An 11,103-nucleotide genomic window follows, 5' to 3' on the forward strand; every position below is an offset into this window, starting at 1 on the left:
CCACGGCGGTGCGCACCGCCGTGGCGTTCTCCGGGTCCAGATGGGCGGTGGGTTCGTCCAGCAGGACCAGCGGGGCGTCGCGGCACATGGCGCGGGCCAGGGCGATGCGTTGGCGCTGTCCCGCGGACAGGCGGGCGCCGCGTTCGCCGAGCCGGGTGTCGTAGCCGTCGGGCAGGGCGCGGATGAACCCGTCGGCCTCGGCCAGCCGCGCGGCCTCCCGGACCCGGTCGAGGTCGGCGTCGGGGGCGCCGAGCCGGATGTTGTCGGCCACCGACACGTCGAACAGGTAGGGGTGCTGTGGCACCCACGCGATGCCGGAGCGCCAGTCCTCGACGGGCACGTCCCACAGTGGTGTCCACTCGCCGTCGGGGGCGCGGACCTCGACCCGCCCCTCGGTGGGTTCGCGTAGGCGCAGCAGCAGGGACAGCAGGGTGGTCTTGCCCGAACCGCTGGGGCCGGTGAGCAGTAGGTGTTCACCGGCGTGGAGGGTCAGGTCCAGGTCGGCGAGCGCGGGTGTGTCCCGCCCGGGATAGCGCATCACGACCCCGCTCAGCCGCAGGTCGCCGCCGGTGGCGGGGGAGGGGCGCCCGGTCGGGGCGGGCGAGGGCCGCTCGGGTCCGTCGTCGCGGCGGCGGTCGAGTTCGGTGAACACCTGGTCGGCCGCGGCGACCCCCTCCATGCTCGCGTGGAAGCGGGCGCCCACCTCGCGCAGCGGCAGGTACGCCTCGGGCGCCAGGATCAGCACGAGCAGGGCGGTCTGGTAGTCCATGTGGCCGCCCAGCAGCCGCAGCCCGACCTCGACGGCGACCAGGGCGACGGCCAGGGTCGCGAGCAGTTCGAGGGCGAACGCGGACAGGAACGCGATCCGCAGCGTGCCCATGGTGGCCTTGCGGTGCTCCTCGCCGACCTCGCGGATGATGGCGGCCTGGGCCTTGGCCCGACGGAACACCGCCAGTGTCGGCAGACCCTCCACCACGTCGAGGAAGTGGCCGCCCAGCCGGCTCAGCAGCTTCCACTGTCGGTCGGTGCGCTGTTGGGTGTGCATGCCGATCAGTGCCATGAAGATGGGGATGAGCGGCAACGTCACCAGGATGACGATCCCGGAGATCCAGTCGGCCCAGAACACCACGGCGAGCACGGCGAGCGGCACGATCGCCGACAGCACCAACTGGGGCAGGTAGCGCGCGAAGTACTCGTCGAGTGCGTCGAGGCCTCGGGTGGCGAGGGTGACGAGTTCACCGGCCTTGGGCGATCCGTCCTGTCCGTCACCGCCTTCGGCCAGCCACACCTTGCCCGACCCGGTCACGTGCGTAATGAGTCTGCGCCGCAGCTGCGACTTGGTGCGGGCGGCGCTGTGCAGCGCGGAGGTCTCGGCGAGGTGGGACAGCAGGGCCCGGGCCAGGGCGACGGCGGCGACCAGGGCGATCAGCGGCCCGAGGACGTCCATTCCGTCCCCGGCCCGGGCGCCGGTGATGACGCGGGACAGAAGCCAGGCCTGGGCGAGGATCAGGCCGGTGATCAACACGCCGCTGACGATGGTGACGGCCAGATGGACGCGGACCGCGCTCGCGGTGCGGACCAGGCGCGGATCGAGCGGTTTCATGCGCGGTGGACCTCGTGTGGTCGTCGTTGCGGTCCCGGGTGGGCGGGACCGTGGGTGATGGGCGGAGATGGGCCACGGTACCGACCCGGTATCACCGGTGGCCGGGCCGGACAACGCCGTACCCCCGGCCCCCTGGACGATACGGGGGAGGGGGTACGGACGTCGGTGGGTTCCCGCCGGACGATCGGGTGGTCGATGGGCCGAGAACTAGGCGGCCTTGTCCGGCCCGCCTCCGCCGACCGACGCAGGGGTGATCTGCTCGCCGGTGATCCGCTTGCGGAAAACCCAGTAACTCCAGGACTGGTAGCCGATGACCACCGGAAGGGCGATCAGGGCCACCCACGACATGACGGTCAGCGTGTAGTCGGCGGATGAGGCGTTGGTGACGGTCAGGCTGAACGCCGGGTCGGTGGTGGAGGGCAGCACGTCCGGGAACAAAGACCCGAACAGCGCCGTCACCGCGGTCAGGATGGTGACGGCGGTGGCCACGAAGGACCACCCCTCCATACGGCGGTACACCGCCACGACCCCGATCATCAGAGCCACGGCGGCGATGAGGACCAGCGGCAGGGTCCACGGCTTCCCGTAGGAGAACTGGGTCCACAGCAAGAACCCGGCCCCGGCGGGAACCGCGGCGCAGGCGGCGTACATCGCGGCCCGACGGGCGCGGATCCGGACCGGACCGTCGGTCTTGAGGGTCAGGAAGACGGCGCCGTGCAGGGTGAACAGCGACAGGGTCGTCAGCCCGCCCAGCAGGGCGTACGGGTTGAGCAGGTCGAGCAGGGACGCGGTGACGATGTGGTCGGCGTCCATGGCCACACCGCGCACGATGTTGGCGAAGGCCACGCCCCACAGGAGCGCGGGGACGGCGCTGCCGAAGAAGATCGCCCGGTCCCACCGGTTCTGCCAGCGCGGGTCATCGCGCTTGCCTCGGTACTCGAACGCCACGCCGCGCAGGATCAGCGCGATGAGGATGAGGAACAGCGGCACGTAGAACCCGCTGAACAGGGACGCGTACCAGGCGGGGAAGGCGGCGAACATGGCACCGCCCGCGGTGATGACCCACACCTCGTTGCCGTCCCAGACCGGGCCGATCGAGTTGATGGCGACCCGGCGGTCGACGGAGTTGCGCTCGCCCATGAAGGGCAGCAGGGTGCCCACCCCGAAGTCGAACCCCTCCAGGACGAAGTAGCCGATCCACAGGACGGCGATGGCGATGAACCAGATGACGGCCAGTTCCATGGTCTTGCTGCTCCTAGTAGCTGAAGTGCGGGATCTGGGACTCGTCCTCGTCGTTCTCCAGGTCGGGAACGAGATGGGAGGGGCCCTTCTTGACGTACTTCCAGAGCAGCCCGACCTCCACCACGAAGAGGAGTCCGTAGAGGGCGGTGAAGATGCCCAGGCTCATCGCCACGGTTCCCAGGCTCACCCCGGGCGAGACGCTGTTCGCGGTCAGGAGCTCACCGTGGACGGTCCAGGGCTGGCGACCCATCTCCGTGAGCACCCAGCCGAAGATGTTGGCGAGCAGGGCGGCGGGCAGCGCGATGACGCCGGCGAGGTAGAACCACTTGGTCCGGGGCATGCGTTCCCGTCCGCGGGTGAGCCACAGACCCAGTGCCGCGATCGCCACACCGAACAGGCCCAGCCCGATCATGAGACGGAAGGACCAGTAGACGACGAACACGTTGGGGATGTAGTCGCCCGGCCCGTAGAACTCCTCGTAGGCCTCCTGGAGGTTGTTCATGCCGTGCACCTCGCCGTCGAAGTGCCCGGTGGCCAGGAAGCTGAGGACGTTGGGGATGGTGACGTCGATCGGGTTGTAGCGGGCCTCGGTGTCGCCGACCGCGAAGGTGGAGAACGCGGCACCTTCCTCGGTGTCCCAGAGGGCCTCGGCGGCGGCCAGCTTCATGGGTTCGTACTCTGCGGCGAGCTTGGCCTGGTGATCGCCGGTGAAGGTCGTGAGTGCTCCGGCGAGGAGGGTGAAGACCAGACCGACCTTCAGAGTGGATCGGAACAGCGCGAAGTCCCGCTTGGGCGGCGTGACACCGACGTCTCCGGTGTCCTCGTGCTCGATGTTGCGCCACAGCTTGAAGGCGCTGACCGCCACCACGAACAGTCCTGCGGTGATGAAGGCCGCCGAGACGGTGTGCAGGTAGGTGGACCAGGCCTGGTCGTTGCTGAGCACGGCCCAGATGTCGTTGAGTTCGGCGCGGCCGTTCTCGGGGTTGACCTCGAAGCCGACGGGGCGGCGCATCCAGGCGTTGGCGGCGAGGATGAAGTAGGCCGACAGGTTGGTGCCGATGGCGACCAACCAGATGCAGGCCAGGTGGACTCCGCGCGGGAGCCGGTGCCAGCCGAAGATCCACAGTCCGATGAAGGTGGACTCCAGGAAGAAGGCCAGGAGCGCCTCCATGGCCAGGGGTGCGCCGAAGACGTCGCCCACGAAGCGGGAGTACTCGCTCCAGTTCATGCCGAACTGGAACTCCTGCACGATCCCGGTGACCACGCCCATGGCGAAGTTGATCAGGAACAGCTTGCCGAAGAACTGCGTCGCCTGGAGGTACTCGTGACGTCCGGTCTTGTACCAGAACGTCTGGAGTACGGCCACGATGAACGACAGCCCGATGGTCAGGGGCACGAACAGGAAGTGGTAGATCGTGGTGACCCCGAACTGCCATCGCGCCAGGTCTAGAGCTTCCATGTACGCCTCTCACATATACCGACCGCCGGTAGTACTACGAACTGTAGTGCTACTCGTTGTCGTAGTGGGGGAGGCCCCCTGTGAAACGTAGCTCGTGGCGGGCGTCACCCCCCGGCGGAACACGCGTGAAACGGCGGAGCGCCCCCGTTTCGGGGGCGCTCCGCCGTGCCGTTCTCTTCGGTTATGAGGGTGTCCGAGCAGTTCATCGGTGGTGCGAGGGGCTGGGGGCAGGGGACCGGTCCGCGTGACCTCCGGTGTCCTTGGCCACACTCACCGAGGACGCGTCACTCGTACCGTTCCAGCATCCTCTCCATGTTCTCCACCTCCGCCGTCTGTGCGTCGACCATGCCCTGGGCGAGCTGGACCACGAGGTCCTCGCCGCCCAGCTCCACCTCGGCCTCGGCCATCTCGATGCCGCCCAGGTGATGGGCGATCATCAGCTCCAAGAACATGACCTCGGCCTCCTCGCCCTGGGCCTCCTCGAGCTCCACCATCTGCTCGTCGGTGGCCAACCCCGGCATGGCCTCGGGCACCTCGCCCTCACCACCGCCGTGATCGTGGCCCTCCATCCAGGTCATCGGCGGCTCGGACGCGCGCGCGGTCAACCCCCACGACGACAACCAGCCCTGCATGATGCCGATCTGCGCCTGCTGGGTGCGGGCCATGTCCATGGCCACGGTGTGCAGCTCCACGTCCTCGGTCTTGTCGAGGACGATCATCGACATGTCCACGGCCTGGGCGTGGTGCGAGCTCATGTCGCGCAGGAAACCGGCGTCGGCCCCGGTGTCCAACGGATAGGAGGGACGCCCCAGGAAGAAGCCCGCGACCAGCGCCAACGCGACCAGGATCACGGACATCCACAGCGGTGTGGACCGTTGTGTCAAGGGTGTGGCCCCGGTGCGTTCGGACGCGAGGGAGAACCCCTCGGGCAAGGGACCGTCGTCCTCGTGCTCGTCCGTCTCGGTGTCGCCGCCGTCGCCGGAGGCGGGCCCGGCCATTCGCCCCATTCGAACCACCTTGGTCAAATCGCCCAACTCTGCTGACAAAGTAGAGGATAGGAAAGTTCTGTCCGACCACTCGCATCCCCGGGAGTCCCAGTGGCCAAGAAGTCGAAGGCGGAGGAGCGCCGTGCCAGAGCGGCCGCGTTGCGTGAGGAGCAGCGCAAAAAGGAGCGGCGCGCCAAAGCCCTCAAGATCACGGGTGTCTCCGTGGCCGGAGCCGCGGTCCTGGGTCTGCTGGGTACGGCCGTTTTCATGGAGCTGCGCAGCCGCGACATCGAGGGCGTCGCGGAGTACACGATCGACGAGTACAGCCACGTGACCGTCGGCGAGCGGGTGGACTACGAGCAGTCCCCGCCGGTCGGTGGCCAACACTGGCCGCAGTGGCAGAACTGTGGGGTCTACCCCGACCCGATCACCCCGGAGTTCGGTGTCCACGCCCTGGAGCACGGCGCCGTGTGGATCAACTACGACCCGGAGCTGCCCCAGGAGGAGGTGGACGTCCTGGAGAGTTTCTACAACCCGGGCGACTACGTCCTGGTCACCCCCTACGAGGGTGAGATGGAAGCCCCGATCGTCGCCTCCAGCTGGGAGCGCCAGCTCGCCGTGGAGTCCGCCGACGACGAGAACCTGAGCCGTTACGTGCAGATGTACGAGCGCGGCACGGACGTCCCCGAGCCGGGCGCCGCCTGCTCGGGCGGCATCGCCGAGAGCGCCGCCGAGGTCGAGGAGCAGATCGCCGCGCAGGGAGAGCGGGCCGAGGTCATCGAGGGCGCCGACAGCGACGATGAGGGGTCCGACCCCGACAACGAGGACACCACCGACGGCGGTGGCGAAGAAGGCTCCGAAGAGGGGTCCGATTAGCCACGGACCTCCTCGGCCCGGACCTCGGCGAGGCGGTACACGAACGGGGGCGCCGATGACGGATTCACCGTCGTCCGCGCCCCCCGAATCGTCGAGGATCACACGCCGCTGTCGGCACGCTCCTCCAGATGCTTCGGGATCAGCTCGCTCACCTGGGACAGCGCGGCGGCGGGGTTGCCGTAAGAGCTCGGGACGCTCAGCTCCACGTAGGCTTCACGGTGGACCGCGATGAACATGGTCGGAGCGTCCTCCGGCTGCGCCAGCCAGGACACGATCTCGCCCTCCTCCTCACCGATGTCGGTCAGGGCGGAGTCCCTCTCCAGGCCGGAGGGGCGGGGGACGCCGCAGCGAAGACCGATGGGAGGGTCGCCCCAGGCGGCCATCACGTTCGACTCGGGGCGGATCGTGGCGCGGTCGGCACCGAGGAGGGTGTCCGGAAGGTCCGCGACGAGGGCGGCGCAGGGCTCTTCGGTGTTCGCCTGTGCTTCGAAGGGCTGCATCTGCACTGTCTGTCCACAGCCGGCAGTCAGCAGGACGACGGCACCGGCCGTCCCCAAGTACCGTTTCAGCACAAGCATCCTCGCTCCGTCGACGTGGTCGACACTCAGATATTGACGATGGGACACGTCAGGGTACGGGCGATGCCGTCGAGCCGTTGAATGCGGGCGACCACGAGGGTGCCCAGGGCGTCGATGTCGTCGGCCTCGGCCTGAACGATCACATCGTAGGGACCCGTGACGTCGTTCGCCTTCTCGACCCCGTCGATCGCCCGGATGCGCTCCGCGACCTCGGCGGCCTGGCCGACCTCGGTCTGGACCAGGATGTACGCCTGCACCATGTGTCTTCTCCTTCGTGCCGTGCCGGTGTGTGCCAAGAGGGAAGTCACCCGGGCCGGGGCGCGGGCGATGACGAACGGACGACGAACACCGAGGCTCGCCCCGTCCTTCAGGGCTTTCGCTTCGATTCGGCCTGTTCCGGCACCGAATGAGTCGGGAACCTTCGACACCCACGACACCTTCATGGGTTTTCGAGGGCACTGTCCGAAGGCGCCCGAACGAGCGCCCCTGGTGGTCCACGAAACAGAACATGGGCCCCTGAACCGGAGCGTCACCGTACCCTGATCTTCGTGTTGAGCACCATTGGGGGCCTGGGTGAGTTCGCTCTGATCACACGTGTGACGAGCCAATTCCCCGGGACGGACGATGTAATCCTCGGACCCGGCGATGACGCCGCGATCGTTGCCGCGCCCGACGGGCGAACGGTCGCGACCACGGACCTGCTGGTCGAGGGCCGCCACTTCAAACGGGAATGGTCCAGCGCCCGTGACGTCGGACACCGCGCCGTGGCGCAGAACTACGCGGACGTGGTCGCCATGGGCGCGCGTCCCACCGGCATGCTCATCGGGTTCGCCGCCCCGCCCGACCTGCCGGTCGCGTGGGCGGAGGAGTTCACCGCGGGCGTGCGCGACGAGTGCGCGCTCGCCGGGGGAGCCGTCGTCGGCGGCGACATGGTGGGTTCGGACGTGCTGACCATCGCGGTCACGGCCCTGGGAGACCTGGAGGGCAGGGCGCCGGTGCGACGCGACGGTGCCCGGCCCGGCGACGTGGTCGCCTACACGGGGAACCTGGGACTGTCCGCGGCGGGGCTGGCCCTGCTGGAACGGGGGATCGACGGCCCCGCCGCCTGCCTGGGCGAACACCGCAGGCCCAGTCCTCCGTACGCGGCGGGCCCGGAGGCGGCCCGACTCGGCGCCACCGCCATGCTCGACGTCAGCGACGGGTTCCTACAGGACCTCGGGCACATCGCCGCGCGCAGCGGGGTGTGTATCGATCTGGACTCGAACGCGCTGCGACCCGATCCCGCACTCCTCGAAGCCATGGGAATACTCGGTGTCGCGGCGGGGAAGGTCGAAGAGGCCGCCCGCCGGCTGATGCTCCGGGGAGGGGAGGACCACGCGTTGGCCGCGGTCTTCCCCTCCGAAGTCGACCTCCCGGAACACTGGAACCGGGTGGGGACCGTCGCGTCGACCGCCGACCCCTCGGGGGAGGACACCGGTCCCGCCGTCACGGTGGACGGAGACGTGGCGGAGGGCGGTGGATGGGATCATTTCCGTCAGGAGTGAGCCCGATTGGATTTGTCCTGTTTGGCGATCACGCTAGGCTTTGCCATCGCGACCGGCATCGGCCGGCGGCCGGTCGGGAAGCGGACCGGGAGGGCACGGCAGGGAAGCGGAGCAGCGTCGAGAGGCGGTTGATGAGGCGGTATGGCTAGGCGGCGTGGTCCTCGCCGGGGAGCCCACCGCAGCGAACCGGAGAACGCCGGTCCCCTGCGGAGGTTCGGCGGCCTGATCGAGAGCACGGTTCCCAAACGTGTCGAACCCCCGAGGTTGCTCAACGTCCTCGTCGTCTCCGGCGTCATCCTCGGACTGATCCTGTTCGGGTACAGCACCACCCAGATCTACCTGCAGTTCGGTGGTGCCCCCGGTGCGACCGAGGTGCCCGGGCCCCAGGACGGGGTCGAGCCCGGCCATGACGCCTCCGCCGAACCCGATGAGGCGAGCCCGGAGCAGGGCGACTCCGGGCCCCAGACCCAGGCCGGGACCGAACCCACCACGGTCGTCTACCGGGTCCTGGAGTCCTCCTCCCTGGGGTTCACCGGACAGGTCACCGTCACCAACACCTCCAGCAGCACGCTGGAGGCGTGGGAACTGGCGTTGGCGTTCGAGAGCGCCGAGATCACCGACGTCCGAGACGCCGACTGGGAACCCCTGGACGACGGCATCCTGGCCGGCCGATCCGGTGCCGAGGCGGCGCTGGAGCCGGGGGAGTCGACCGAGCTCACCTTCGACGCGGTCGGGATCGCCCAGAGCCCGACGCGATGCTCGCTCAACGGGCACGTCTGCCAACTCTGAGCGTTCCGACGCACCGGGCGTCCCATGACTCACATGGACCACTCAGGTCCCACAGAGCACTCCGCCGCACGATCGACGTGAACGCCCCGGGCATGACGAAGGCCCCCCGACCGGAGCCGGAGGGCCTTCGTTGAAACAGACAGGGGCGGGTTCCCTAGCGGGTCACCTTGCCGGCCTTGATGCACGAGGTGCATGCGTTCACACGCTTGGGCGTGCCGCCCACGCGGGTGCGAACGGTCTGGATGTTGGGGTTCCAGCGGCGGCGGGTGCGACGGTGCGAGTGGGAAACACTGTTACCGAACCCTGGTCCCTTGCCGCAGACGTCGCAGACGGAAGCCACGGTAACTCCATTCAAGCGCTCGGGATCGCGCACGTCGCCGCACGCGAAGGTTCATCCGACCGGGAGAGGTCGGGCGGACAGGCCGGCGCGGACGCCAACCTTGGAAGAGTACACGAAGATACTGTCCGAAAGTGGAACAAGACCACTGGACGGTACCCGTTCGCGCAACGATGGAACAGGTGCGGCCGAAGCCTGGAGCACCACCACCGGAGCATCGAGATCAGCCACACGGGCATGGCGAAAACGCGATGAACTCTGACGAGTATACCCCGGTTGAGAGTGCCGCTCGCCAACTCCCCCCGACCCCGGGCGGCACCTCCGACGCGGGCGACCGGCCTCGTCGGGTCCCACCCGTCACACCCGAGGTCTAACGTGGCGGGTGGATCGACGCACGAGTCCAGGACGGGGACGACAGTGAGCACCTGGGACGAGCCGCTGCGCAAGGGACCACTCGGTGGCAGGACGGCCAAGGCACTGGCCGAAAAACTCGACCTGCACACCCTCGGCGACCTGTTGCGCTACTACCCGCGCCGCTACGACCGCCGCGGTGACCTGACCGACCTCGCCCTGTTGCGCGAGGGCGAGGACGTGACCGTGCAGGCCAAGGTGCTCGACGCCCGGCGCAAGACCATCCCGGCCCGCCAGGGGCGCCGCCGCATGGACATGATGGAGGCCGTCGTCACCGACGGGACCGGCCGACTGCACCTGACCTTCTTCAACCGAGGTTCGTACCACCAGGGAGCCCTGGTCCCGGGGCGACTGGCCATGTTCTCCGGCCGGGTCTCCACGTTCAAGGGACGCCGTCAGCTCGACCATCCCGAGTACGTACTGCTCGACGAGGACGGCCTGGACGGAGAGGCGGCGCGGGCCTACGCCGACGAGGTCATCCCTGTCTACCCGGCGGTCAAGGGCCTGGACTCGGCCACCATCGCCCGTTCGATCGGCGTCGCCCTGGACTACGCCGTCGACATCCCCGACCCGCTCCCGCCGCAGCTTCGCTCCGAACAGCGGCTGCTCGATGTGCACGACGCCCTGACCCGTATCCACCGGCCCGAGGACATGGACGAGCTCAAGCCCGCCCGGCGCAGGCTGAAGTGGGACGAGGCGTTCGTGGTGCAGATCGCCCTGGCCCAGCGTCGGCACAAGGCCGAGGAACTGCCCGCCAAACCCCGCCCCGGCGCGAGCGGCGGCGTCCTCGACGCGTTCGACGCCCGTCTGCCGTTCACCCTCACCGACGGGCAGCGCGAGGTCGGTGACGCGCTGGCCGAACGGCTGGAGGCCACGAACCCCATGCACTGCCTCCTGCAGGGCGACGTGGGCGCGGGCAAGACCCTCGTGGCCCTGCGTGCGATGCTGCGGGTCGTGGACTCGGGGGGTCAGGCCGTGATGCTCGCCCCCACCGAGGTCCTCGCCCAACAGCACCACCGGTCCATCGGCGCCATGCTCGGCGACCTGGGGCGGGCGGGGCAGATCGACGGAGCCGAACACGCCACCAGGGTGGCGCTTCTCACCGGATCCATGGGCGCCGCCGCTCGCCGGGAGGCGTTGCTGGACGCCGCCTCGGGCGCGGCCGGGATCGTCGTGGGCACGCACGCCCTGCTCCAGGAACACGTGTCCTTCGCCGACCTGGGTCTGGTGGTGGTGGACGAACAGCACCGCTTCGGCGTGGAGCAGCGCGACGCCCTG

The 11,103-nt window shown here is 69.0% G+C and carries 11 protein-coding genes; 4 read left to right on the forward strand and 7 right to left on the reverse strand.

Going from position 1 to position 11,103, the window contains the following annotated elements:
- The 4 genes from cydD to K8V84_RS18210 form a co-directional block, all read right to left on the reverse strand.
- The coding region (cydD, locus tag K8V84_RS18195; protein ID WP_304076442.1) for a thiol reductant ABC exporter subunit CydD at nucleotides 1-1,603 on the reverse strand (1,603 nt) is incomplete at its 3' end.
- A 207-nt stretch (nucleotides 1,604-1,810) separates the two neighbouring features.
- Entirely contained in the window at nucleotides 1,811-2,845 is a 1,035-nt protein-coding gene (gene cydB, locus K8V84_RS18200; RefSeq protein ID WP_304076443.1) for a cytochrome d ubiquinol oxidase subunit II, read from the reverse strand.
- A 13-nt stretch (nucleotides 2,846-2,858) separates the two neighbouring features.
- A complete protein-coding gene (locus tag K8V84_RS18205; protein ID WP_304076445.1) occupies nucleotides 2,859-4,304 on the reverse strand; it encodes a cytochrome ubiquinol oxidase subunit I in 1,446 nt (481 codons plus the stop codon).
- 284 nt (nucleotides 4,305-4,588) lie between these two features.
- Nucleotides 4,589-5,311 carry a DUF305 domain-containing protein gene (locus tag K8V84_RS18210; protein ID WP_304076447.1) on the reverse strand — a complete coding sequence of 241 codons (723 nt, stop codon included), beginning with the start codon at nucleotides 5,309-5,311 and terminating at the stop codon, nucleotides 4,589-4,591.
- A 90-nt stretch (nucleotides 5,312-5,401) separates the two neighbouring features.
- Between K8V84_RS18210 and K8V84_RS18215 the strand changes: the two genes are divergently transcribed.
- Nucleotides 5,402-6,166 carry a DUF3105 domain-containing protein gene (locus K8V84_RS18215; RefSeq protein ID WP_304076449.1) on the forward strand — a complete coding sequence of 255 codons (765 nt, stop codon included), beginning with the start codon at nucleotides 5,402-5,404 and terminating at the stop codon, nucleotides 6,164-6,166.
- Nucleotides 6,167-6,264: 98 nt separating this feature from the next.
- Here the strand turns inward: K8V84_RS18215 and K8V84_RS18220 are convergent, their stop codons facing one another.
- Together K8V84_RS18220 and K8V84_RS18225 are read right to left on the reverse strand one after the other, a co-directional pair.
- Nucleotides 6,265-6,744, reverse strand: coding sequence for a DUF3515 domain-containing protein (locus tag K8V84_RS18220; protein WP_304076451.1), 480 nt, complete (start codon nucleotides 6,742-6,744; stop codon nucleotides 6,265-6,267).
- A 26-nt stretch (nucleotides 6,745-6,770) separates the two neighbouring features.
- Nucleotides 6,771-7,004 carry an Lrp/AsnC family transcriptional regulator gene (locus K8V84_RS18225; protein ID WP_067601865.1) on the reverse strand — a complete coding sequence of 78 codons (234 nt, stop codon included), beginning with the start codon at nucleotides 7,002-7,004 and terminating at the stop codon, nucleotides 6,771-6,773.
- A gap of 288 nt (nucleotides 7,005-7,292) precedes the next feature.
- On the opposite strand from K8V84_RS18225, the gene K8V84_RS18230 reads away from it, so the two are divergent.
- Both K8V84_RS18230 and K8V84_RS18235 read left to right on the forward strand, forming a co-directional pair.
- Complete coding sequence (locus K8V84_RS18230; protein WP_304076453.1) at nucleotides 7,293-8,288, forward strand: thiamine-phosphate kinase; 996 nt, start codon at nucleotides 7,293-7,295, stop codon at nucleotides 8,286-8,288.
- Nucleotides 8,289-8,429: 141 nt separating this feature from the next.
- The gene (locus K8V84_RS18235; protein WP_304076455.1) at nucleotides 8,430-9,077 is read left to right on the forward strand and encodes a cellulose binding domain-containing protein; all 648 of its coding nucleotides are present in this window, start codon (nucleotides 8,430-8,432) and stop codon (nucleotides 9,075-9,077) included.
- Between the two features lie 154 nt (nucleotides 9,078-9,231).
- On the opposite strand, the gene rpmB is transcribed toward K8V84_RS18235, so the two are convergent.
- Nucleotides 9,232-9,417: a 50S ribosomal protein L28 gene (rpmB, locus tag K8V84_RS18240; protein ID WP_013151263.1), complete on the reverse strand. Its 186-nt coding sequence runs from the start codon at nucleotides 9,415-9,417 to the stop codon at nucleotides 9,232-9,234.
- Between the two features lie 414 nt (nucleotides 9,418-9,831).
- Between rpmB and K8V84_RS18245 the strand changes: the two genes are divergently transcribed.
- A partial coding sequence (locus K8V84_RS18245) for a DEAD/DEAH box helicase (RefSeq protein WP_304076456.1) occupies nucleotides 9,832-11,103 on the forward strand: 1,272 nt, incomplete at its 3' end.

Source organism: Nocardiopsis listeri (assembly GCF_020741345.1).
Classification (GTDB): domain Bacteria; phylum Actinomycetota; class Actinomycetes; order Streptosporangiales; family Streptosporangiaceae; genus Nocardiopsis; species Nocardiopsis listeri_A.

Bases quoted from the DNA above. Each gene is read 5' to 3' on its own strand.
- cydB (WP_304076443.1), bottom strand. From the start codon at position 2,845: ATGGAACTGGCCGTCATCTGGTTCATCGCCATCGCCGTCCTGTGGATC.
- K8V84_RS18205 (WP_304076445.1), bottom strand. From the start codon at position 4,304: ATGGAAGCTCTAGACCTGGCGCGATGGCAGTTCGGGGTCACCACGATC.
- K8V84_RS18210 (WP_304076447.1), bottom strand. From the start codon at position 5,311: ATGGGGCGAATGGCCGGGCCCGCCTCCGGCGACGGCGGCGACACCGAG.
- K8V84_RS18220 (WP_304076451.1), bottom strand. From the start codon at position 6,744: ATGCTTGTGCTGAAACGGTACTTGGGGACGGCCGGTGCCGTCGTCCTG.
- K8V84_RS18225 (WP_067601865.1), bottom strand. From the start codon at position 7,004: ATGGTGCAGGCGTACATCCTGGTCCAGACCGAGGTCGGCCAGGCCGCC.
- K8V84_RS18235 (WP_304076455.1), top strand. From the start codon at position 8,430: ATGGCTAGGCGGCGTGGTCCTCGCCGGGGAGCCCACCGCAGCGAACCG.